This is a genomic window from Streptomyces sp. NPDC002680 (genome assembly GCF_042889145.1).
Lineage (GTDB): Bacteria > Actinomycetota > Actinomycetes > Streptomycetales > Streptomycetaceae > Streptomyces > Streptomyces adonidis.
The window spans coordinates 1-23126 of the sequence record NZ_JBIAQP010000021.1; the positions used below are offsets into that span (position 1 = coordinate 1).

Annotated in this window: 22 protein-coding genes; 6 read left to right on the forward strand and 16 right to left on the reverse strand. The window is 68.4% G+C overall.

The features are described from left to right. Positions 1-120: 120 nt before the first annotated feature. From ACFYXF_RS41160 to ACFYXF_RS41190, 7 genes are all read right to left on the reverse strand, one after another. Positions 121-414 carry a hypothetical protein gene (locus ACFYXF_RS41160; protein ID WP_389357456.1) on the reverse strand — a complete coding sequence of 98 codons (294 nt, stop codon included), beginning with the start codon at positions 412-414 and terminating at the stop codon, positions 121-123. Next, the gene (locus ACFYXF_RS41165) at positions 411-1460 is read right to left on the reverse strand and encodes a helix-turn-helix transcriptional regulator (RefSeq protein ID WP_389357458.1); all 1050 of its coding nucleotides are present in this window, start codon (positions 1458-1460) and stop codon (positions 411-413) included. The genes ACFYXF_RS41160 and ACFYXF_RS41165 overlap by 4 nt, the downstream gene beginning before the upstream one ends. Before the next feature lie 16 nt (positions 1461-1476). After that, entirely contained in the window at positions 1477-2430 is a 954-nt protein-coding gene (locus ACFYXF_RS41170) for a helix-turn-helix transcriptional regulator (protein ID WP_389357460.1), read from the reverse strand. 204 nt (positions 2431-2634) lie between these two features. Further along, positions 2635-3006, reverse strand: a complete 372-nt coding sequence (locus tag ACFYXF_RS41175) for an FKBP-type peptidyl-prolyl cis-trans isomerase (protein WP_369037007.1) — start codon at positions 3004-3006, stop codon at positions 2635-2637. A gap of 110 nt (positions 3007-3116) precedes the next feature. After that, positions 3117-4124: an FKBP-type peptidyl-prolyl cis-trans isomerase gene (locus ACFYXF_RS41180; protein WP_389357463.1), complete on the reverse strand. Its 1008-nt coding sequence runs from the start codon at positions 4122-4124 to the stop codon at positions 3117-3119. Positions 4125-4284: 160 nt separating this feature from the next. Continuing rightward, positions 4285-5646 carry a Pup--protein ligase gene (gene pafA / locus ACFYXF_RS41185; protein WP_369037005.1) on the reverse strand — a complete coding sequence of 454 codons (1362 nt, stop codon included), beginning with the start codon at positions 5644-5646 and terminating at the stop codon, positions 4285-4287. A 9-nt stretch (positions 5647-5655) separates the two neighbouring features. After that, complete coding sequence (locus tag ACFYXF_RS41190; RefSeq protein ID WP_389357465.1) at positions 5656-6915, reverse strand: MFS transporter; 1260 nt, start codon at positions 6913-6915, stop codon at positions 5656-5658. Between the two features lie 108 nt (positions 6916-7023). Between ACFYXF_RS41190 and ACFYXF_RS41195 the strand changes: the two genes are divergently transcribed. Continuing rightward, on the forward strand, positions 7024-8040 hold the full coding sequence (locus tag ACFYXF_RS41195; RefSeq protein WP_389357467.1) for a LacI family DNA-binding transcriptional regulator: 1017 nt from the start codon (positions 7024-7026) through the stop codon (positions 8038-8040). A 76-nt stretch (positions 8041-8116) separates the two neighbouring features. Here ACFYXF_RS41195 and prcA read toward each other — a convergent pair whose 3' ends face one another. The 6 genes from prcA to arc form a co-directional block, all read right to left on the reverse strand. After that, positions 8117-8857 (reverse strand): proteasome subunit alpha, encoded by a 741-nt coding sequence (gene prcA, locus ACFYXF_RS41200; RefSeq protein WP_369037002.1) that lies wholly within the window; start codon positions 8855-8857, stop codon positions 8117-8119. 64 nt (positions 8858-8921) lie between these two features. After that, positions 8922-9767, reverse strand: coding sequence for a proteasome subunit beta (gene prcB, locus ACFYXF_RS41205; RefSeq protein WP_389357470.1), 846 nt, complete (start codon positions 9765-9767; stop codon positions 8922-8924). Next, positions 9719-10312: an endonuclease VII domain-containing protein gene (locus ACFYXF_RS41210; RefSeq protein WP_389357472.1), complete on the reverse strand. Its 594-nt coding sequence runs from the start codon at positions 10310-10312 to the stop codon at positions 9719-9721. Before ACFYXF_RS41210 ends, prcB begins: the two co-directional genes overlap by 49 nt. A 48-nt stretch (positions 10313-10360) precedes the next feature. Beyond that, positions 10361-10576: a ubiquitin-like protein Pup gene (locus ACFYXF_RS41215; protein WP_161064777.1), complete on the reverse strand. Its 216-nt coding sequence runs from the start codon at positions 10574-10576 to the stop codon at positions 10361-10363. A gap of 155 nt (positions 10577-10731) precedes the next feature. Continuing rightward, positions 10732-12243: a depupylase/deamidase Dop gene (gene dop / locus ACFYXF_RS41220; protein WP_389357475.1), complete on the reverse strand. Its 1512-nt coding sequence runs from the start codon at positions 12241-12243 to the stop codon at positions 10732-10734. A 234-nt stretch (positions 12244-12477) separates the two neighbouring features. Next, positions 12478-14244 (reverse strand): proteasome ATPase, encoded by a 1767-nt coding sequence (arc, locus tag ACFYXF_RS41225; protein ID WP_105974648.1) that lies wholly within the window; start codon positions 14242-14244, stop codon positions 12478-12480. Positions 14245-14497: 253 nt separating this feature from the next. Between arc and ACFYXF_RS41230 the strand changes: the two genes are divergently transcribed. After that, positions 14498-14803 (forward strand): ferredoxin, encoded by a 306-nt coding sequence (locus ACFYXF_RS41230; RefSeq protein ID WP_389357477.1) that lies wholly within the window; start codon positions 14498-14500, stop codon positions 14801-14803. A 117-nt stretch (positions 14804-14920) separates the two neighbouring features. On the opposite strand, the gene ACFYXF_RS41235 is transcribed toward ACFYXF_RS41230, so the two are convergent. Continuing rightward, entirely contained in the window at positions 14921-15496 is a 576-nt protein-coding gene (locus ACFYXF_RS41235) for a hypothetical protein (RefSeq protein WP_389357479.1), read from the reverse strand. Between the two features lie 195 nt (positions 15497-15691). Beyond that, positions 15692-16594 (reverse strand): tRNA (adenine-N1)-methyltransferase, encoded by a 903-nt coding sequence (locus ACFYXF_RS41240; RefSeq protein WP_389357481.1) that lies wholly within the window; start codon positions 16592-16594, stop codon positions 15692-15694. 195 nt (positions 16595-16789) lie between these two features. On the opposite strand from ACFYXF_RS41240, the gene ACFYXF_RS41245 reads away from it, so the two are divergent. The 3 genes from ACFYXF_RS41245 (at position 16790) to ACFYXF_RS41255 (ending at position 20604) form a co-directional block, all read left to right on the forward strand. Continuing rightward, positions 16790-18238 (forward strand): glycosyltransferase family 2 protein, encoded by a 1449-nt coding sequence (locus ACFYXF_RS41245; RefSeq protein ID WP_389357483.1) that lies wholly within the window; start codon positions 16790-16792, stop codon positions 18236-18238. Positions 18239-18241: 3 nt separating this feature from the next. Continuing rightward, positions 18242-19381: a glycoside hydrolase family 113 gene (locus ACFYXF_RS41250; RefSeq protein WP_389357485.1), complete on the forward strand. Its 1140-nt coding sequence runs from the start codon at positions 18242-18244 to the stop codon at positions 19379-19381. A gap of 92 nt (positions 19382-19473) precedes the next feature. Further along, positions 19474-20604, forward strand: a complete 1131-nt coding sequence (locus tag ACFYXF_RS41255) for an acyltransferase family protein (RefSeq protein WP_389357832.1) — start codon at positions 19474-19476, stop codon at positions 20602-20604. On the opposite strand, the gene ACFYXF_RS41260 is transcribed toward ACFYXF_RS41255, so the two are convergent. Further along, positions 20601-22058, reverse strand: coding sequence for a site-2 protease family protein (locus ACFYXF_RS41260; RefSeq protein WP_389357487.1), 1458 nt, complete (start codon positions 22056-22058; stop codon positions 20601-20603). The two genes, ACFYXF_RS41255 and ACFYXF_RS41260, sit on opposite strands and share 4 nt — an antisense overlap. 179 nt (positions 22059-22237) lie before the next feature. Here ACFYXF_RS41260 and ACFYXF_RS41265 point away from each other — a divergent pair, with 179 nt between their 5' ends. Next, a complete protein-coding gene (locus ACFYXF_RS41265; RefSeq protein ID WP_389357489.1) occupies positions 22238-23116 on the forward strand; it encodes a RecB family exonuclease in 879 nt (292 codons plus the stop codon). The last annotated feature ends 10 nt before the right edge of the window (positions 23117-23126 follow it).

A 23126-nucleotide genomic window follows, 5' to 3' on the forward strand; every position in this document is an offset into this window, starting at 1 on the left:
CTGACTATCCAGCCCGTCCGGCGTTTGAGGACAAAGGGGGGTCTGGGGGCGCAGCCCCCAGAAGGATGGGAACGGGTAGGGGCGGCGGGGGCGAAACAAACCCGCCCCCAGCCCCACCCCTCAGGACGGCCCAGCCAACCGCAACGTCTTGACCCCACCCCCGGTGAGCAGCTCGACCACACGCTCACCGGCAGGCTTACGGACAGTGACATCACAGTCGGGACAGGTGAACGAGTAGAAGGTCGTCCGACTGCTGGCCCCGATGGCCAGCCGCAGCGCACTGGCGGTCAGCTCGAAATTCCCACGACAGTCCGGGCAGGCGGCCCGGAACACCACGGGCGCCACTCTCCTCATCCCCGCGAAGGCAGCCGCAACCGTCATGTCCCGCACACCTGACATCGGAGACTCGCTCAACGCTCCTGCTCCCGTCCGCCGTACAGCCCGTCCTGAACCCCGTGCACCCCGACGACACCCTGCGGCGGTACGTCGTACGCCGCCAGCGCCTCCTGGGCCGCCCGCCGGGCACTGTCCGCGAGCCCCTGCGGCGAGACGATGCGCCCGTCCCGCCCCAGCCGCAGCGCCAGCCGCCGCAGCGACGCCGGATCGGGGGTGCGCAAAGTGATACGCAGCCCGCCGTCGGGAAGCTCATCGGCACTGTCGTGCGGGTAGTACTCCGCGACCCAGCGCCCGCCGGGCCCGACCTCGACGACCACCTCCGGGTCCTCGGCGGCGGGCTGCACCAGTCCCTCCGACAGGTCCCGCAGTTCTATCTCGGGCGGCACGGACGGCTCGTCCAGGATCTCGATCTCGGCGACCCGGTCCAGCCGGAAGGTACGGCGCGCCTCGGAGCGCCGGCACCAGGCCTCGACGTACGTGTGCCCGACACTGACCAGCCGGATCGGGTCGATCTCCCGCTCGGTGACCTCGTCGCGCGCGGGCGAGTAGTAGCGGATCCGCAGCCGACGGCGCTCGGAGATCGCCCGGTCGACGTCCGCGAAGACCCCGCCCTCCGACTCGAAGGTCACCGACAGCCGGGTGCTGGCCCCGGCGGCCTCACCGGCGGCCGTCTCCACCTTGGCGGTGGCCCGCAGCAGCGCCTGCCGGTCGCCCTCGCGCAGCCCGGGCAGCGTGGACACCGCGCGGGCGGCGACCAGCAGCGCGGTCGCCTCGTCGGCGGCCAGCCGCAGCGGTTCGGCGGCCTCCTCCCCGAGGGCGGCGGGGTTGTGCCACCAGATCCGCTCGCCGTCGGTGTCGATGTCGAGCAGGTCGCCACCCCGGAAGCTGGTGCCGCACATGGGCAGCACGTCCAAGTCGGAGACCAGCTCGTCCTCGGTGATCCCGAACGCGCGGGCGACATCGCCGACGCGCGCGCCGGGCCGCTCACGCAGATAGGTCACCAGGGACAGCATCCGCCGCGTCTGGTCGATGGCGTTCACGGGCCTGGCCGGTTTGCCTGCCACTTGCTTGTGCTCCCCCTCAGCCCTTGGCCACGGCGCGCAGCCGGTCGACCACATCGGCCCGCAGCTCCGCCGGCTCCAGGACCACCACGTCCGGCCCGAACTCCACCAGCCAGGCGTCCAGCCCGTGCCCGTACGGAATCTCCAACTCGTCCCAGCCGTCGCCGAGTTCCCGGACCTGGGCCGCCTTCGCCCGGAGGGGGTAACCGGCGCCCGTCCGCAGCCGGATCAGCGCGGACCGGTCGGCGGTCTCCCCCGCCCAGCTGGCGACGGTCTCGCGGACCGTGACGACATCGGGCACCTCGGCGGTGAACTTCGCGCCCCGGCTGCGGACCTTGCCGGTGATCCGCGACAGCCGGAACACGCGTTCGGCGCTCCGGTCGCGGTCCCAGCCCGCCAGATACCAGTGGCCGCGCCAGCACTCCAGCGCCCACGGCTCCACATGACGGGGCTCCGGGCGGGCTGCGGTGGCCTTGCGGTAGTCGAAGAGGACCGGGCGGCGGTCCCGGCAGGCCAGCATCAGCGGCTCGAAGGCCGCCTCGTGCACCGGAATACGCGGCTCGAGGGCGCCATGGGCCTCGTACGGGTCGACATCCTCGGGCAGTCCGGCCGCGCGCAGCTTCTGCAGCGCGCCACTGGCCGCACCGGCCAGCCTCGCCTGCTGCCAGACCTTCGCGGCCAGGCCCAGGGCGGCGGCCTCCTCGGCGTCGAGGGTGATGGGCGGCAGCCGGTTGCTGTCACGCCCGGCGCGGTAGCCGACCTCGCCGTCGAGATTCTCCACCGTCTCGATCACGAGCCCGAGTTCGCGCAGATCGTCCTTGTCCCGCTCGAACATCCGGTTGAAGGAGTCGTCGCTGCCCGCCTCAAGGTAGGCCTCGATGGAGTCACGCAGCTCGCGTTTGCTCAGCGGCCTGCGCGTCCCGAGCAGACACAGCGCCAGATTCATCAGCCGCTCTGCCTTGGCAATCGCCATCGACGCCCTTCGCCTTCCCTATGGTGCTTACGACGGATGACCGTACCGCTCCGAAGTGGCGCGGCAAAAGCCGAGGGTCCATGCCCGGACAGGCATGGACCCCAGATGATCAAGTCCGGTCGAACCTCGTACCTGTGTCGTACGACGATCCGACCTGATCCCGATCCCATTCGACTGTCGTACGACGATCGGACCGGAGGACGGTCAGACCGCGATCAGGTCCACCACGAAGATCAGCGTCTCGCCCGGCTTGATCGCCGGCGTCGGGCTCTGGTTGCCGTAGGCGAGGTGGGCCGGGATGGTCAGCTCGCGACGGCCGCCGACCTTCATGCCCTGGACACCCTGGTCCCAGCCCTTGATGACCCGGCCGCCACCCAGCGGGAACTTGAACGGGTTGCCCCGGTTCCAGCTGGCGTCGAACTCCTCGCCCGTGCTGAAGGCGACGCCCACGTAGTGGACCGTGACGTTCTGACCCGCCACCGCCTCGGCGCCGTCGCCCTCCCAGATGTCCTTGATCTGGAGGTCCGCCGGCGGCTCGCCCTCGGGGAAGTCGATCTCGGGCTTCTCGATGCTCACGTCTCTGGCTCCTGCTGGTGAATGAACAAAGGCAACACGGACAGTCTTTCATCCCCGGCGGGCAGACGCCCGCGCCAGGCCGACTCCCCTGTACAAGTCCCCTCAAGGGCTCACATCTTCGCGAGGATGTCCACGGAGAACACCAGCACCGAGTCCTTCTCGATACCGCTGCCCTGCGGCGGGTTGTCGCCGTAGCCCAGGGCCGGCGGGATGGAGATCATCACGCGGCTGCCGACCTTCTTGCCCGTCAGCCCCTGCGCCCACCCCTTGACGACCTGCGACAGCCCGAACGAGACCAACTGCCCGTTCTTGTACGACGAGTCGAACTCCTTGCCCGTGTCCCACAGCACGCCCTTGTACTGCACGAGGACCGAATCGGTCTCCTTGACCACCTCGCCATCGCCCTCGATGACATAGTTCGCCACCAGCTTCGTGGGCGCGGTCGCCTTCGGGACCTCGATCGAGGGAGCCTCACCGTCGGTGTTCGTACCGACCTTCGGCAGAGCCGCGTCGTCCTGGGCGACGACCTTGCCCTTCGCCGAACTCTTCGCGTTGAACGTGTCCTTGACGTCCACCACGAACACCAGCGTGTCGGTGCCCTTGATACCCGCCTGCGAGTTGCCGGACGTGCCGTAACCCCAGGTCGGCGGGACGGCCATCTCGACCCGGCTACCGGCCTTCTTGCCCGTCAGCGCATACCGCCAGCCGTCGATGATGCTGCCCTGCGCGAGCTGGATGACCAGCGCGGTCCCCCGGTCGTACGAATTGTCGAAGACCTTCGCCGAATCCCAGATCTGGCCCAGGTAGTCCGCCACGACGTAGTCGTTCTCCACGACCGTCTTGCCGTTGCCCGCGATCAGCGTCTTCACCGCGAGGTCCTTCGACGGCTCACCGCTGCCCTTGGCCACGGTCGGCTTCTCACCGAACTTCGCCCCCGCGGTGACCGCCGGCAGCGGACCGTCGACGATCTTCGGCGCCGGCGCGGTGGACGAACCCGAGTCCGAGGCCGAAGGGGACGGGCTGTCACTGGCCTTGCTCGAGTCGGACTCGTCGTCACCGCATCCGGCGAGCGTGACAAGTCCGGCAGGTACGGCAAGGAGAACTGAGCGTCGGCGCACGGTGAAAGCCTCGTATCGGTGTCGATCTTGTGTTGCTGGCGTGCGCGCAACTCTACGGCGTGCGAAGGGCGCCGTACGGGAAACGTACGGCGCCCGCGTTGCGTTCCGGAAACATACCCGGCCGCAAATCTCACATATCGGAGACCGATCCACCGGCGACTCACATACCGGCGATCAGCTTCTCCACCCGGTCGTCGACACTGCGGAACGGGTCCTTGCACAACACCGTGCGCTGCGCCTGGTCGTTGAGCTTCAGATGCACCCAGTCGACCGTGAAATCACGGCGCTGCTCCTGAGCCCGCCGAATGAAGTCACCGCGCAGCCGCGCACGAGTGGTCTGCGGCGGAACCGACTTGCCCTCGAAGATCTTCAAGTCGTTGCAGATCCGCGCGGCTTGGTTCTTCCTCTCCAGCAGGTAGTAAAGACCCCGCCTGCGGTGAATGTCGTGATAGGCGAGGTCTATCTGAGCGACGCGCGGATGCGACATCGTCATATTGTGCTTCGCCCGGTACCGCTCGATGAGCTGGTACTTCATCACCCAGTCGATCTCGGTGCCGATCCGGTCCAGATCCTCGGCCTCGATCGAGTCGAGCACCCGGCCCCACAGCTCCAGCACCTGCTCGACCGTGCCCGTACGGATACCCCGTCGCTCGACGAAGTCCACGGCCTTCTCGTAGTACTCGCGCTGCACATCCAGCGCCGAGGCCTCCCGGCCGCTGGCCAGCCGCACCTTGCGACGGCCCGTGATGTCATGGCTGACCTCGCGGATCGCCCGGATCGGGTTCTCCAGGGTCAGGTCCCGCATCACCGTGCCCGCCTCGATCATGCGCAGCACGAGGTCGGTGGCACCGACCTTGAGGAGCATCGTCGTCTCGGACATGTTCGAGTCACCGACGATGACATGCAGCCGACGGTAACGCTCGGCGTCCGCGTGCGGTTCGTCACGCGTGTTGATGATCGGCCGGGACCGGGTCGTCGCCGAGGAGACGCCCTCCCAGATGTGCTCGGCCCGCTGACTCACGCAGTAGACAGCACCACGCGGAGTCTGCAGCACCTTGCCCGCACCGCACAGGAGCTGGCGGGTGACGAGGAACGGAATGAGGATGTCCGCGAGCCGGGAGAACTCCCCGTGCCGGGCCACCAGATAGTTCTCGTGGCAACCGTAAGAGTTGCCCGCCGAGTCCGTGTTGTTCTTGAAGAGGTAGACGTCGCCCGCGATTCCTTCCTCGTGCAGGCGTCGTTCGGCGTCCACCAGGAGTCCTTCGAGAATGCGCTCGCCGGCCTTGTCGTGGGTGACGAGTTCCGTCACGTTGTCACATTCCGGCGTTGCGTATTCCGGATGTGATCCCACGTCAAGATAGAGGCGGGCGCCGTTTCGCAGAAAGACGTTGCTGCTCCGGCCCCATGACACGACACGGCGGAAGAGGTACCGAGCCACCTCGTCGGGAGACAGACGCCGCTGTCCCCTGAACGTACACGTGACGCCGTACTCGTTCTCCAGCCCGAAAATGCGGCGGTCCATGACTGAACATTACGCCCGATCCCCCGACCTGAAACGGGATCCGGCAGCACGGTTTGGATCATTTTCCGATGAGACCGCAACCACCGCACCCCCCGCGGGCACCGCCAGCACCCGCCCGGTGACCAGCAGAACCAGCAACGACACGGCCCCCGCACCCCCCGGCACGACGAACCCCCACACCGTTCCGCCCCACTCCACAACCGGTCCCGCCAGGCCCGTCCCCAGCGACGCACCCACCGTGAACGTCGTCACAAGCCAGGAGAAAGCCTCGGTGACCGTCCCCCGCGGCGCATGCCGATCCACCAGCACGAACACACACGCGAGCGCCGGCGCCAGAAACACCCCGGCAAGCACCATCAGCAACGTCATCGCCACCGCACCCGGCATCAGAGTCAACGGCAGATAACTCACCGCCAGCAGCCCCACCAGCACCGTCAGCCGCCGCTCCGCAGGACCGCTCCACTGCCGCGCCCCGTACACCGACCCGCCCAGCAGCGCACCCAGCCCGATGGCCGCCATCAGCCAGCCGTACACCGTGTCACCACCGTTGTCGTCCGCGTACGACACCGACGCGACCGTGATCGACCCCAGCGCGATCCCCACGAACAGGAACGCCCCCAGCATCACCAGCAGCCCCGGCGACCGCAGCGCACCCAGCCAGTGCGCCTCGCGCGGCGCCGAACGCCACGCGCGCGAGGGCGGCGACAACACCACGGACAACGCCCCCAGGACCCCGATCACATTCAGCACCAGCAGCGCGGCCTGCGCCGACCACAGCGACGCGCACAGCGTCACCAGCAACGGCCCCACGGTGAACATGACTTCCTGCGCCACCGCGTCCATCGCGTACGCCGTGTGCACCTGGTCCTCCTTACGGAGGACAGAGGGCCACAGCGCCCGCAGACCGCCCTCCAATGGAGGCGTGAAAAGCCCGGCGACCACCACCGCGGCATACGCGAGCGGCAGCGGATCGGTGCCCGCGAACGCGAACACTCCCATACCGAACGCCGACACGAGCGCGCCCGACAACTGGATCCGCGGCTGCCCGCACAGGTCCACCAGCCGCCCCAGCAGCGGCTGCCCCACGGCGTTCGCCACCCCGTACGCCGCCGCGAGCCCGCCGGCGAGGCTGTACGTACCGCCCTCGGCACGCACGAACAGCACGATCGCGATCGCCGCCGTGGCGTTCGGCAACCGGCCCACCAGGGTGCCCACGAGCAGCCGCACCGCGTGCCGCGCCCTGAGGATCTCCAGGTATCCCGATGCCATGACCAGCCCTTCCCGTCAACCGCGACGCCGGAGGTGTTACGTATAACGTCGCCTGCCATACGTACCATGTGCGCTGTCCGCACGTCCACACGAAGGAGCAGGCCCACGGTGGCACGAGGCAGCACCCGACCCACCAGCCGTGACGTCGCCCAGGCCGCCGGCGTCTCCCAGGCCGCCGTCTCCCTCGTCCTCGGCGACAAATGGCGCGGCCGCGTCTCCGAGACCACCGCCGAACGCGTCCGCGAAGCCGCCCGCGAACTCGGCTACCGCCCCAACCTCGCCGCCCGCAACCTCCGCCTCGGCCACACCCGCACCGTCCTCCTCGTCGTCCCCGCCCTCACCACCGAGTTCTTCGCCGGCGTCTACACCGGAGCCGCCCGCATCGCCGCCGAACACGGCTTCGGCGTGGTCCTCTACCCCTCCCCCGAAGGCATCGGCCCCGCCCGCGACCCCTTCCACTCCGCCCAGGCCGCCCTCGACGGCGTCCTCGCCTCCTCCATGGCCGCCGACGCCCTCACCGCCATCCGCGGCGACCAGCTCCCCCTCGTCATGCTCGACAGCGACCCACAAGGAAGCCTCGGCGCCGCCACCGTCAACCTCGACATCGCCGACGGCGCACGCCAGGTCGCCGACCACCTCCTCGGCCTCGGCCACCGCCACTTCCTCCACCTCGCGGCCGACATCCCCTCCTGGACCTTCGCCGTACGCGCCCACGAACTCGCCACACGCCTCGCCACCGTCCCCGACACGCATGTACGCACCATCCACGCCCCCATCTCCATCGAGGGCGCCCAGCAGGCCACCACAGCCGCTCTGACGGCCCCCGGCCCCCACCCCACCGCCCTCGTCTGCGACGACGACAAACTCGCCGCCGGCGCCTACAAGGCCATCCGCCGCCTCGGCCTGCGCATCCCCGACGACCTCTCCGTCACCGGCCTCGACGACCTCGCCCTCGCCACCGCCATCGACCCCGAACTGACGACCGTACGACTCGACGCCGAACTCTTCGGCGAACGCGGCATGCAAGCCCTCCTCGCCGTCCTCGACGGCCGCACCCCCACCCAGGGCGACATCCCCGTCCAACTCGTCGTACGAGACTCCACAGCACCGCCCCGCAGCCCCTGAACCCCCACCAACGCCCGCACCCCGGCCGCCAAAGGCAACCGGGGTGCGAATCAAGCAAGAAAAAACAAGCGGGCGGCTACTCCTCCTCGACGGCGCTCTCCGCCTCCGTGGTCGCCCCGTCGGCCTCCAGCAACCGACCCAGCTGACGACCGAGAATCCGCTTGAACTTCCGCTTCTGCGGACGCGTACGGTCCAGCACCGCGACCTCCAGCCGCTCCGCCGGAATCTCCCGCTCCGTACCGTTCGTATCGCGCGACAGCGCCTGAACCGCCAACTTCAGCGCCTCGGCCAACGACATGCCGTCCTGATGACGCTGATCCAGATACGTGCTGATCTGCTCGGCGTTACCACCGACCGCCACCGAACCGTGCTCATCGACGATCGACCCGTCATGAGGCAGCCGGTAGATCTGATCACCGTCAGAAGTCTCACCGACCTCCGCAACGACCAACTCCACCTCGTACGGCTTCTCCGCCGCCGAAGAGAAGATCGTGCCCAACGTCTGCGCGTACACGTTCGCCAGACCACGAGCCGTCACATCGGCACGGTCATACGTGTACCCCCGCATATCGGCATACCGCACACCACCGATCCGCAGATTCTCGTACTCGTTGTACTTACCGGCAGCCGCGAAGCCGATCCGGTCATAGATCTCGCTGAACTTGTGCAGCGCACGGGACGGGTTCTCGCCGACGAACACGATGCCGTCGGCATACTGCAGCACAACCAGGCTGCGACCACGCGCGATGCCCTTACGGGCATACTCCGCCCGATCCGCCATCGCCTGCTGGGGTGAGACATAGAACGGAGTCGACACCGGTTATCCGTCCCTTTCTGTCGAATCTGTCGAAGTCACTGGACCACCTGGACAAGAAGAGGCACTACAGCAGCGCGGCACGCGGGCCGTCGGGCTGCTCCAGACGCCGCTCCAGAATCGAACGGGCGATCTCGGCGGACTCCTCGTCCCCGAGCCTGCGGAAACCGTCCTCGGTGATCACCGTGACAATCGGGTAGATCCGGCGCGCGACATCAGGACCACCGGTCGCCGAGTCGTCGTCCGCCGCGTCGTACAACGCCTGGATCACCAGCGTCGTCGCATCCGCCTCACTCAGATCACGGTGGTACAGCTTCTTCATCGCACCACGCGCGAACAGCGACCCCGACCCCGTCGCCGCATAACCGTGCTCCTCGGAACGCCCACCCGTCACGTCGTACGAGAAGATGCGCCCCTTCCCCCGGTCCACGTCGAACCCGGCGAACAGCGGCACCACGGCAAGACCCTGCATGGCCATACCGAGGTTCGAACGAATCATGGTGGACAGCCGGTTCGCCTTGCCCTCCAGCGAGAGCTGCGCACCCTCCACCTTCTCGAAGTGCTCCAACTCCAGCTGGAACAACTTGACCATCTCGACGGCGAGACCGGCGGTGCCGGCGATCCCGACGGCCGAGTACTCATCCGCCGGGAACACCTTCTCGATGTCCCGCTGCGCGATGACGTTCCCCATGGTCGCCCGCCGGTCACCGGCGAGCACGACACCACCCGGGAAGGTGACGGACACGATGGTCGTGCCGTGCGGGGCCTCGATGGCGCCCTGGGTGGGCGGCAGCTGCCGCTTGCCCGGAAGCATCTCCGGCTGATGGTCGGACAAGAAGTCCATGAAGGACGACGACCCAGGCGTCAGGAAGGCAGCCGGTAGACGCCCGGTGCTACGAGTGTTGGCTTCCACGGGGATCCTTCCAAGTAGGCGGCAGCCCGACGAACAGCGTCGGGATCATCTCCCAACTTGCCGATGGCCGAATTGCAGTTGAAGCACAGTACGCCACGGACCCTACCCGTCTCGTGGCAGTGATCCACATGAATGGCAGGAGCTTTCAGGCAGATCACGCAGAGCCCCATTTGAGAGGCGACCATCTCGTCACGCTGGGCTTCGGTGATGCCGTAGTTGCGCTTCAGATGACCCGCGCGCCCCTTCACCGCCTTGCATGGCTTGCATGGCGTCGCGAAGCCGTCGGAGGCAGTGCGATTCCGCGTCCACTCACTGTGCGGTTTGATCTCGCCGCACGTGCGGCAGTACTTGTGGCCTGCGGGCACATCTACTCGCGGCCGAACGTTGCGCCCTTTGGCCACCTGCCGCGCCTGGTGATACGCAGACGCGCATTCCCGGCAGTAGACCTGCAGCCCATCACGCATCGCCTTGTTGCTTGCGAAGGCTGTCCGCAGCTTGTCCTGCTGACACCGCGGACAGCGCTTCACATCTTGCTCTTCTGGCACTCGACGCCCCCGTTAGCCACGAGCCTTCGATTCGAAGGGAAAAGCGGCCTACTGACCACCTTTCTGCACAAATGAGCGCACGAAATCCTCTGCGTTCTCCTCGAGGACATCGTCGATCTCGTCCAGGACGGAGTCCACGTCGTCGCTCAGCTTCTCCTGGCGCTCCTTGAGGTCTTCGGATACCTGTGCCTCAGGTGCCTCCTCGACCTCCTCGGTGCTGCGCGTCGCCTTCTGCTGTCCGCCGCCGGTGTCCTTGGTCGCCATAACCCTCACCCCGCTCGGTTCGACGTTCTTGATCAGACCCTACAAGCAGGGTCCGACATTGGCCCCGCTGTTGCTACAACGTCCGGGAACCACCTCGATGATTCCCGGACGCGACACTTTCCACCCTGCCCGGACACCCCGGCCCGCACACCCGCTCAGCCGCCCGACAAGACCCTGACCAGGTCTTCTGCCGTGCGGCAGCGGTCCAGGAGCTCTTTCACGTGATTACGCGTTCCGCGAAGCGGCTCCAGGGTTGGGACGCGCTGGAGCGAGTCCCGGCCCGGCAGATCGAAGATCACCGAGTCCCAGGAGGCCGCCGCGACGTCGTCCGCGTACTGCTCCAGGCAGCGTCCACGGAAGTACGCCCGCGTGTCCTCCGGAGGCTTCGTACGGGCCCGCTCGACCTCGTCCTCGTCCAGCAGCCGCTTGATGCGGCCACGGGCCACCAGGCGGTTGTAAAGGCCCTTCTCGGCCCGTACGTCCGCGTACTGGAGGTCGACCAGGTGCAGCCGGGCGGCGTCCCAGTCGAGGTCGTCGCGGCGTCGGTAGCCCTCCATGAGTTCTCGTTTGGCGACCCAGTCGAGCTCGCCTGCGAGGCTCATGGGGTCGTTCTCCAGGCGGTTCAGGGTGTCTTCCCAACGGGCCAGGACGTCGACCGTCTGGTCGTCGGCGTCGGACCCGTACCGCTCCTCCACGTACTTGCGCGACAGCTCGAAGTACTCCATCTGGAGCTGTACAGCGGTCAGTGTGCGGCCGCTGCGGAGCGTGACCAGGCGCTTGAGCGTCGGGTCGTGGGACACCTGGTGGAGGGTGCGGACCGGCTGGTCCACTGCCAGGTCGACCGCGATGAAGCCGTCCTCGATCATCGACAGAACCAGAGCCGTCGTGCCCAGCTTCAGGTACGTCGAGATCTCCGACAGGTTCGCGTCGCCGATGATCACGTGGAGGCGACGGTATTTCTCCGCGTCCGCGTGGGGTTCGTCGCGCGTGTTGATGATCGGGCGCTTGAGAGTGGTCTCCAGGCCTACCTCGACCTCGAAGTAGTCCGCCCGCTGGCTCAGCTGGAAGCCGTGTTCGTGGCCGTCCTGGCCGATGCCGACGCGGCCGGCGCCGGTGACGACCTGGCGGGAGACGAAGAACGGCGTGAGGTGGCGCACGATGTCCGAGAAGGGGGTCTCCCGCTTCATCAGGTAGTTCTCGTGCGTGCCGTAGGAGGCGCCCTTGTTGTCGGTGTTGTTCTTGTAGAGGTGGATCGGCTGGGCGCCGGGGAGCTGTGCGGCGCGTTCGGCGGCCTCGGCCATGATGCGTTCGCCGGCCTTGTCCCAGAGGACGGCGTCGCGGGGGTTGGTGACTTCGGGGGAGCTGTATTCGGGGTGTGCGTGGTCGACGTACAGCCGTGCCCCGTTGGTGAGGATGACGTTGGCGAGGCCGATGTCCTCGTCGGTGAGCTGGCTGGAGTCGGCGGCCTCGCGGGCGAGGTCGAAGCCCCGTGCGTCCCGCAGCGGGTTCTCCTCCTCGAAGTCCCAGCGGGCCCGGCGGGCCCGGTGCATCGCCGCCGCGTAGGCGTTGACGATCTGGGACGAGGTGAGCATGGCATTGGCGTTGGGGTGGCCGGGGACGGAGATCCCGTACTCCGTCTCGATGCCCATTACTCGCCGTACGGTCATGCGGCCCTCCTTGCCCGGCGGTGTCCTCGGTCGGGGACGCCGCTCAAGTACCGCTGGCGCTCCGGTGCGTGTGCGGTGCCCGTCCCCGCACTGCGCGACTCGGCGGTACGAAAGAGCCTAGAACGCCTTTGCGCTGGTGGGGAGATCATTTGCGTCATTGCCTTGCTCCGGCTGTGGCCTGAAAAACAGTTGGCTGCGGGTACCCGGTGAGGGCACCCGCAGCCACCCCGTCTTTTACAGGTATTGACCGGTGTTGGCCACCGTGTCGATGGAGCGTCCGGTGTCGGCGCCCTGCTTTCCGGTGATGAGCGTACGGATGTAGACGATCCGTTCGCCCTTCTTTCCGGAGATCCGGGCCCAGTCGTCGGGGTTGGTGGTGTTGGGGAGGTCCTCGTTCTCCTTGAACTCGTCCACGCATGCCTGGAGGAGGTGGGAGACGCGGATGCCCTTCTGCTTGTGGTCGAGGAAGTCCTTGATCGCCATCTTCTTGGCCCGGCCCACGATGTTCTCGATCATGGCGCCGGAGTTGAAGTCCTTGAAGTAGAGGACTTCCTTGTCACCGTTGGCGTAGGTGACCTCCAGGAAGCGGTTCTCCTCGGATTCCGTGTACATGTGTTCGACGGCGGTCTGGATCATGCTCTGGACCGTGGCGCCCTTGTCGCCGCCGTGCTCCCCCACGTCCTCGGGGTGCAGCGGGAGGCGGTCGGTGAGGTACTTCTGGAAGATGTCCTTGGCGGATTCGGCGTCCGGACGTTCGATCTTGATCTTCACGTCGAGGCGGCCGGGGCGCAGGATGGCGGGGTCGATCATGTCCTCGCGGTTGGAGGCGCCGATGACGACCACGTTCTGCAGGCCTTCCACGCCGTCGATCTCGGCGAGGAGCTGGGGGACGATGGTGTTCTCCACGTCCGAGCTGACGCCGGATCCGCGGGTGCGGAAGAGGGATTCCATCTCGTCGAAGAAGACGATGACGGGGGTGCCCTCGCTGGCCTTCTCACGAGCGCGCTGGAAGACGAGGCGGATCTGCCGCTCGGTCTCACCGACGTACTTGTTGAGGAGTTCGGGGCCCTTGATGTTGAGGAAGAAGCTCTTGCCCTGGGCCTGGCCGGTGACCTCGGCGACCTTTTTGGCCAGCGAGTTGGCGACGGCCTTGGCGATGAGCGTCTTTCCACATCCGGGGGGCCCGTAGAGCAGGACACCCTTGGGCGGCCTGAGTTCGTGCTCCTTGAAGAGGTCGGGGTGGAGATACGGGAGTTCGACCGCGTCGCGGATCATCTCGATCTGGTTGCCCAGGCCGCCGATCTGCTCGTAGCCGATGTCCGGTACCTCTTCGAGGACGAGTTCCTCGACCTCGCTCTTCGGTACGACTTCGTAGACGTACCCGGATCGGGGTTCGAGCAGGAGGGCGTCGCCGGGGCGGATGACGACGTCCAGGAGGGGCTCGGCGAGCCGTACCACCCGTTCCTCGTCGGTGTGCCCCTGCACCAGGGCGCGCTCGCCGTCCTCAAGGATCTCCTTGAGGGTGACGATGTCGCCGACGCTCTCGTACTCCATGGCCTCGACCACGTTGAGAGCTTCGTTGAGCATCACTTCCTGGCCGCGTCGTAGCTCTTCGAGCTCGACGCTGGGGCTGACGTTCACGCGGAGTTTGCGGCCTCCGGTGAAGATGTCCGCCGTGCCGTCCTCGTTGGCGACCAGGAAGACACCGAAGCCGGCCGGGGGCTGTGCGAGCCGGTCGACTTCCTCCTTGAGGGCCACGATCTGGTCGCGGGCCTCTCGGAGTGTGTTGGCGAGCCGCTCGTTCTGCGCGGACACGCCGGCCAGGTTGGTCTGCAGCTCGACGATCCGCTCTTCGAGAATCCTCGTGTGTCGCGGAGAGTCGGCGAGCTTGCGCCGCAGGACGGCGATCTCCTGCTCAAGGTAGGCAATCTGCCCGGACGGGTCGTCGGACCCTCGTCCCGGGCGGATGCCGCGGTTCATGTCGTCGTCGTGGGCTGCCACGGTCCTCACCTCCTCCAAGGGGAGCTGGACGCTTCCAGACCCTACCTGGGTGGGTGTCGATTGAAACCCCTAGATCACAAAGACTGTCGAGGTGTGTCCGATCTTCACCCTTGCGCTCTCCCTCACGCCAGGGGAATACCCACAGAACATGATTGGGAAGCGGCCGGAGGTAGGGTCGAAGTGTTCAACACCCGTCAGAGCTGGGCCGACTTGCCGTCGGATTGTCTTGCTCGGGGCAGAAACGGCAGGAGATATGACCGTGCAGGAGGAGGCCGGGGCCGGCGGTGAGGCGTTGGAGGTCTGGATCGATCAGGACCTGTGTACGGGGGACGGAATCTGTGTCCAGTACGCGCCCGAGGTCTTCGAGCTGGACATCGACGGGCTGGCGTACGTGAAGAGCCCCGGGGACGAGTTGTTGCAGGCCCCGGGCGCGACGACGCCGGTTCCGCTGCCGTTGCTGACCGATGTGGTGGACTCCGCGAAGGAGTGTCCGGGCGACTGTATTCACGTACGTCGAGTTTCGGACAGGGTCGAGGTTTTCGGCCCGGACGCGGAGTGATCGTCCGACCACTCCGCGCCACCGTCGACTGATTCTCGTAATGCCTCTGTCTGATTTCTCACACGGTGTTCGCCGTACGTATGTTCCGTGGCCGCCCGCCGGTCGGCGGGAGCGTGTTCACACGCTCTGTGCGCCGGCGGGTGTCGAGCGGAGGAACGCGCCGTTCTTCCACTGCCACTTGGCGCGCTCGTTGACGTCCGGGCAGCATCTGGGGACGTCGAGGGACGAGTAGCCGAGGAGTGTGGCCGTGACGGCGCCGGCACTGACGGTGAGGTCGGTGACGGTGAGGCGGTCCTTGGGGTCGACGAGGGTCGCGACGACGCGGGGCTGCTTGGCGTCGGCGGCCTGGGTGAGGACGTACACGCCGTTGGGCGGGGTGCCGGAGCCGGCGTCGCAGCGTACGGAGGCGACCGTTTCGGGTCTGCCGTCGCCGTCGAGGTCTCCGGTGGCCTTTTCCTGGACGAGGACCGGGAGGGGGCCGCACTGGAGGGGGAAGTCGACGCCGGTGGGGTCGGGGGGTGCCACGGCCGCTGCGGGTTTTCCGGCGGGTCCTGCGGCCTGGGCCGCGGTGGCGGAGTCCGGCTGGAGGGCCGAGGAGAGGGCGACGACTCCGGCGAGGGCGGTGGCCGTGGCGAGCCAGTGGATGGGGCGGGTGTGCGTGTGTGCCAGTTCCGGGACGGCGGAGTGCTGCACTCGGAGTGTCTCCCGTGGAGGGCTGTACCGGTGGGGTGTCCCGCATAGTGCCACACGTCACAGCGCGAGGGAACGGCGGGGTGTGTGGTGGTCGCTGTCAGTACTGGTGCTGTTGGGGCGTCAGCCGGAAAGCGGTGTGGCCGAGTTCCCGGTGTGCTGGGGGAACTCGGCCACGGTGTTGGTGCGTTGACGTGGTCAGCGGCCGTTGCCGCCGTCGGCGTTGGGGCCGGTGTAGTCGTCGCCGTAGGAGCCCTTGGAGGGGCGGCGGCGGCGCATGGGGGGCTCGACTCCGTCGGCGAGGCGGCGGGCGGTGAGCAGGAAGCCGGTGTGGCCGATCATGCGGTGGTCGGGGCGGACGGCGAGGCCTTCGATGTGCCAGTTGCGGACCATCGACTCCCAGGCGCTCGGCTCGTTGAAGCAGCCGATCTCGCGGATGGACTCGACGGTCCGGGCGAGCTGGGTGGTGGTCGCCACGTAGCAGCAGACGATGCCGCCGGGGACGAGGGCCTTGGAGACGGCCTCAAGGCATTCCCAGGGGGCGAGCATGTCGAGGACGACCCGGTCGACCTCGGTGTCGCTGAGGTTGTCCTGGAGGTCGCCGACGGTGAGCTGCCAGGCGGGGTGGGGGCCGCCGAAGTAGCGCTCGACGTTCTGCTGGGCGATCTCGGCGAAGTCCTCGCGGCGCTCGTAGGAGTGCAGCATGCCCTGGTCGCCGATGGCGCGCAGCAGGAAGCTGCTGAGTGAGCCGGAGCCCACGCCCGCTTCCACGACGCGTGCGCCGGGGAAGATGTCGGCGAAGGCGAGGATCTGCCCCGCGTCCTTGGGGTAGACCACGGCGGCGCCGCGGGGCATGGACAGGACGTAGTCGGGGAGCAGGGGGCGCAGCGCGAGGTAGGCAACGTTTCCGGTGGTGCGGACAACGCTGCCCTCGGGTGCGCCGATCAGCTCGTCGTGCGGGAAGGAACCCTTGTGGGTGTGGAAGTTCTTTCCGGCTTCGAGCGTGAACGTGTAGTGGCGGCCCTTGGGGTCGGTCAGCTGTACCTGGTCCCCGACCTTGAAGGGCCCGCGCCTGCGGGCGGCACCGGTCGGTTCGGACATGTGAACAGCCTACTGGTGTTGGCGGGGGCTGCCGACCATCGCGTCGGTGGATGAGTGGCCGGCTCCGGGTGCCTGGCCTGTGACGGGAATCATCTTCACAAAATCCACAATCGGCATGCATGGTTCCGCTTAGAGCTTCGGGGGTGTTCCGGGCCTTGGTGACGAGTCCGTCCTTCTGTACGCAAGTGGGTGATCATGGCCACCTCCGCCGACGGCATCGACGTCTTCCCGTCGCGCCGCACCGCGCGGATGGTGAGGCGTCAGGCGGTGTGGAAGCCGGGCTTCCTGCCGTTCCTGGTCACCGCGGGTCTCGCCTATGTCTTCTCCTCCGCGTTGTACTCCCCCAGGCCGACATTGATGGGCTGGGTGGTGACTGTCCTGTGGACGCTGCCCGTCGTCAGTTCGCTCGTCGGGATCACCGGTGCCGTGCTTACCCGTCGCCGTATCGCGCGTCAGCGGGGCTGGACCAGTGCCGCTCCGGCGCTGCACGACCGGCTCGTGGTGCTCGTGCCGACCATTGGACGGGACGACACGTATCCGGCGCTGGAGCGGTCGGTGCTGTCGTACTGCGCGTTCCTGCCGGGCTGGTTCCCCGCGCTGCGGATCGACGTCCTGACGGAGGAGGGCTGTGAGGCGGCCGAGCGCATCGACGCCCTGGCGGCCCGGAGCCCGTTGATTCGTGTGGTGACCGTGCCGAAGGTCTATCGCACGCCCAATGGCACCCGTTTCAAGGCCCGCGCCAATCACTACGCCCATGAGCTGCGCATCGCCGAGGGCGAGGCCCTGGACGACGTGTGGGTGCTGCACATGGACGACGACACGGGGGTCGGTCCCGACACGGCCGAGCAGGTCGCGCGGTTCATCAACGCCCAGCGGCGCGCGGGTCCCGACGGCAAGCATCTGGCGCAGGGCATGCTGACGTATCCGCGCGAGAACGCGGTCAACCGGCTGACGTGGCTGGCCGACGCGATACGTCCCGCCGACGACATCGCCCGTTTCGCGGTCCTCACCGGCGGCGGTACTCCGTTGGCCGGGCTGCACGGCGAGCTGCTGCTGCTCCGTGCGTCGATCGAGGCGACGATCGGCTGGGACTTCGGCCCGGACTCCATCTGCGAGGACGCTCATCTGGCCCTGGTCTTCGCCAGTCGCTACAAGGGGCGCAGCGACTGGTTCTCCGGCCGCAGTTACGGGGCGTCCCCCGCGACCATGCGGGACTTCCTGAAGCAGCGGGAGCGCTGGTCGTGGGGTCTGGTGGGGCTGGCCTTCAACCGCAGTCTGCCGCGCCGGTCGAGGGCGCTGCTCATGTACAGCGTGACGACGTGGGTGATGGGGCCGTTCCAGCATGTCGGGGTCGTCCTGGCGGTCGGTGCGCTGCTCGGCGATCTCAACACCTCGCCGGTGACGCCGTGGATTCTGCCGCTGTGGGCGGTGACCATGGGGTACGCGGTGTGGATGTACTGGGAGGGCCTGAAGATCAACGCCTCGGTGTCCGCCAATGGCCGTCGGCTGTGGTGGGAGCCGGTGGCGGTGGTCGCCCTGATGCCGTTCTTCGCGCTGTGGGAGGCGGCCGGGTCGTTCCGGGGGCTGTTGCGGTGTCTGCGGGGCGTGGAGAACCAGTTCGTCGTGATCGCGAAGCCGGCCTGAGGGATGCGTACACGTCTTCGGGGTCTGCGTGGCCTCGCTCTTCTCTCCCTCTCCGCCCTTCTGTTCACGAGTGGGTGCGTCTCCCTGGGAGCCGGAGCCCCGGCGGCGGCCACACCGTCCGCATCCGTATCCGTGTCGGCGGCCGAGAACCCGGCTCCGGCGCGGGTCGCCCGGCCCTGGCGGAGCGGGGATCCCCAGCTCGGTGCGCAGGTGCTCTGGTACACGTACCCGGGCGAGACGGACGCGTCCGTGCGGGCCAACTCGCTGCGGCTGGTGAACTACATGGTCGGCAAGGACATGAACGCGGTCTCGGTGACTTTTCCGTTCGCGACCGCCGGGCCGAGGGCGAGCCGGGTCGGTGCCTCGGCCGAGACGCCTTCGGTACGGCATCTGGGGATGCTCCTGGACACTGCGGCGGCGGCCGGGCTGCGGATCACCGTGCGTCCGCTTCTCGATGAGCGGAGCCTGGTGGCGCGGGATCCCCTGGCCTGGCGCGGCTCGCTGGCCCCGGCGGACCGGGCGGCCTGGTTCCGGTCGTACGAGGCCTTCCTGGCGCCGTATCTCAAGGTCGCGGCCCGGCATCACGCGAGCACCTTCGTGGTCGGGGCGGAGCTGACGTCGCTGGAGGACGATCCGCGCTGGCGTTCGCTGATCGCCACCGCGCGGAGGTCGTTCACCGGTGAGCTGTCCTACGACGCCAACTGGGACGACTACGTCTCCCGGCATGTCCCCGTCCCCGTCGAACACCTGGGCGTCGACGCCTACTTCCCCCTCCCCCGGCTCGGCGACGACGCCTCCGTCGCGGAGATCGCGGAGGGCTGGCAGCGCTGGCTGGACCGCAAGAGCACGGGGAAACTGCCCCGGATCGTGCTGAGCGAGGTCGGCATCATCGCCGAGGACGGCGCCTATCGTCATCCGGCCGTCTGGAACGGCGAGGGGAAGCTCAACCCGACGGTGCAGCAACGTTGGTTCGCGGCGGCCTGTCAGGTCGCCCGGGAGCGGGACATGGCGGGCCTGTACTGGTGGAACCTCGACTTCCACGCCGACCCCGCGGCGGGCGCCGACGCCGACTCCCGCGCGTCCTTCATCGGGCGTCCCGCCGAGGCCGTTGTCGCCTCCTGTTTCCGGACCTGGCCGCGATGAACGAGGAGCGCTTGTGGAACGAGTACGGTTCCCGTCCCCGCCCGTCGACGGGAGGGGCTCAAGACGACACGGTGCCTCTCCAGGCCGCCCGGATGCCCCGGAGCGTCGAGGTGGGACCGGTCGCGTTCGGGGGAGCATTCGGCGGTGCTCCCCCTGTGGCCGTGATTCGCTCCCCCTCACCGCCTGTGGCGCCGGATTCCGGGCAGGGGATCGGCGGAAGGCGGTTCTCCGCTGTGGACGGTCTGCGGGGAGTCGCTGTACTGGCCGTTCTGTTGCATGACACGGGCGTGGGCGGGTCGGACTTCTCCTGGGCCGGTGCGGGTGTCGATGTCCTGCTGGTGCTCTCGGGATTCCTCGTGCCCCTGCCCCTGCTCCGTCGGGCGACCGCCACCGGGAGGACCGGCGTGGTCGGCTTCCTGGGTCGTCGGGCGAAGCGGTTGGTGCCCGCGCTGCTGGTGTCGGTCGGGGTGACCCTCGGGGCGTACTGGGCGCTCGGACATGGCGGATGGGCCGAGTGGCTGCGGGGGCGACCGCTGGGTGCCGTCCCTACGCCGGACGCGCCGCTTGCCCCGCTGTGGTTGGTGGACGTAACCGCGCGTTCCGTGGTGGCGTGGTCGCTTCTGCTGGCGGGGCTGTGTCTCCTGGCCCGGCGGCGGCTTGCCCCGGTGGCGCTGGTCGTCGCCCTGCTCGGCGGGGCGGTGACCGTCGCTGCGGCATACGGGGCGCTGCCCGATCCGGGGGTCGTCTCCGGCGTACAGGCGGTCGCGCTGCCGGCCGGTGCTGTTGCCGCGTGCCTCGTTCATCTGGCTGAGCGCGGTGGCCGTGCGGTGTCCCGGCCGGGGGCCGTGCTGCTGGCGGTGACCGGTTTCGCCGCTGCGGGGGCCTTGGGGGTGGCGGCCGTCCTGCGGGGCGGAGGGTCGGGTGGCGGCTGGTCCATGGTCGCGGTCGTCCTGGGTGCTGCTGTGCTGACGGCGGTGCTGTGCGGTGGCCGGGGGCCGTTGGTGCGGCTGCTGTCGGGGGATCTGGTCACGGAGGTCGGCCGGATGTCGTACAGCCTGTTTCTGCTGCATCTGCCCGTGTACTGGCTGCTGCTGCGCGGTCAGCCGGGGCTCGGTCCGCTCGCTCTGTTCCTGGTGGGGGGTGTGGTGACCTGGTTCCTGTCGCTGCTCGTCCACTACCTGCTCGTCGAGCGTCTGGCCGCCCGCCGCTGGCGTCGGCTCTAGTTCGGGCGGGCCATCGCCTTGACGAAGGCGCGTTCCACGTCGGCCGCCGACAGGACTCCGTAGATCTCGCCGGACTCCTCCACGACCAGGTATTCGGTGGCGGGGGTCGCGCGCAGGGCGTCGAGGAGTTCCTCGCCGGAGAGTTCCGCCGAGACACGCATGCCGTCGGTGAGGTCCTGGGCGAGGCCGCTGACGGAGACCCAGGGGCGGCGGTGTTCGGGTACGCCGACGATCGCGGCCTCTCGGACGAGGGAGAGGGGTTCGCCGTCGGGGTCGACGACGACCAGGGCGCGGGCGCCGGCGTCGTTGGCGCGGCGCAGGGCCTCGGAGAGCGGGGTGTTGGTCTCGACGGGGACCGCGCGGCGGGTGAGGTTGCGGGCGCGGAGTTCCGGGAGGTGTTCGCGCAGGCGGGCCATGCGGAGGCTGTTGCCTGCGCCGGTCCAGATGATCGCGGCGAGGATGGCGGCGAGCAGGGCGTCGGTGACGGTGTCCATGCCGACGCTGTCCTCGGCGCTGGAGCCGAGGGCGCCGGACTGGGTGAGCAGCGGGAGTCCGATGAGGACGGAGACGGCGAGGGCGCGGCCGACCCAGGCGGCGGCGATCGTACCGCTCATGGGTTTGCCGGTGATCTTCCAGACGACGGCGCGAAGCATCCGGCCGCCGTCGAGGGGCAGGCCGGGCAGGAGGTTGAAGGCGGCGACGATGAGGTTGGAGATCATCAGGCCGGCCAGCAGGACGCCGGGGACGGTGCCGGATTCGACGGTCTGGAGGGCGAGGTAGAAGACGCCCGCGAGGATCAGGGAGAGCAGCGGGCCGACGAAGGCGAGGACGAACTCGCGGCCGGGGGTCTCGGACTCCTTCTCGATCTCGGAGACGCCGCCGAAGAACTGGAGCTGGATGCGGCGTACCGGGAGTTTGTAGCGGAGGGCGGCGACGGTGTGGGCGAGTTCGTGGACGAGGACGGAGGCGTAGAAGGCGACCGCGAAGAAGAGGGCGACGAGGTAGCGCAGGGCGCCGAGTTCGGGTAGTACGCGGTCGAGCTGGCCGCCGAAGACCCAGGTGATGAGGGCGGCGACGAGGAACCAGCTGGGGGCGACGTAGACGGGTACGCCGAAGGGGCGTCCCATGAGGAGTCCGCCGCCGGGTTCCTTCTTGGGCTTCTGGGGGGCGCGGGACTTGCCGAGGCGGGGGGTGGCGCGGTTGCGGCCGGTGGTGTCGGCGGGCGCGTCCGGCCCGGTGGGTTCCTCGGTCGGTTTCGCGGGTTCCGTGGGCTTGTCGTTCCGCTCGTCGTTCGGCTCGTTGTCCCGCTCGTTCAGGGCGGGCTCCGTCGTGGTGTCGGCGGTCGCGGGTTCGGGGTGTGCGGGGTCGGCGGTCGAGGCCGTCCGCCCGGTGTGGCGGTCGGTCGACTGGTCGTTGCCGGAGCGCGGCTGCCCGCTCCCGCCGCTCTCGTCCACTGTGTCCCCTTGTCGGATGCGTCTCCCTTTTCCGCTCCGGGGCGGAAGGGTCTCGGGTCGATGGTATGCGGCCGTCGCGATGTGTTCCGCCCCGGCACCCCCTGTGTTCGCCAGGCTGTGCCGGTGTGGTCGTGGCGGTGGGTGGGTCACTGTCAGTGGTGGGCCGTAAGGTCGTCGTCATGGAAATCAGCACTGAGGGCGCCGCCGAGTCCGTCTCGCCGGTCGTGCTGCCCTCCGCGCCGTCTTCGCTGTCGCCCTCGCGGGCCAGTGACTTCATGCAGTGTCCGTTGCTGTACCGGTTCCGGGTGATCGACCGGTTGCCGGAGAAGCCGAGTGAGGCGGCGACGAGAGGCACGCTGGTGCACGCCGTTCTCGAGCGGCTGTTCGACGCACCGGCGGCGGAGCGGACGGCACCCCGGGCGAAGTCGCTGATCCCGGGCCAGTGGGACCGGCTGCGGGAGTCGCGCCCTGAGGTGGTTGAGCTGTTCGCGGACGATCCGGACGGGGAGCGGCTGACGCGCTGGCTGGGCGAGGCGGAGCAGTTGGTGGAGCGCTGGTTCGGGCTGGAGGATCCGACGCGGCTGGAGCCCGCCGAGCGTGAGCTGTTCGTCGAGGCGGAGCTGGATTCGGGGCTGAAGCTGCGGGGGATCATCGACCGGGTCGATGTGGCGCCCACGGGTGAGGTGCGGATCGTCGACTACAAGACGGGGAAGGCGCCGCGTCCGGAGTATTCGGAGGGTGCGCTGTTCCAGATGAAGTTCTATGCGCTGGTCGTGTGGCGGTTGAAGAACGTGGTGCCTCGGCGGTTGCAGCTGGTGTATCTCGGCAGTGGGGATGTGGTGACGTACGACCCTGTGGTGGCCGATCTTGAGCGGGTGGAGCGGAAGCTGCATTCCTTGTGGGAGGCGATTCGGGAGGCGACGGAGTCCGGGGTCTGGCGGCCTCGGCCGACGAAGCTGTGCGGTTGGTGTGATCATCAGGCCGTGTGTCCGGAGTTTGGGGGGACTCCCCCGCCCTATCCGTTGCCTGTGCGGGTGGCTCCGCCGGTTGCGCCGTAGTTGTCTGCGG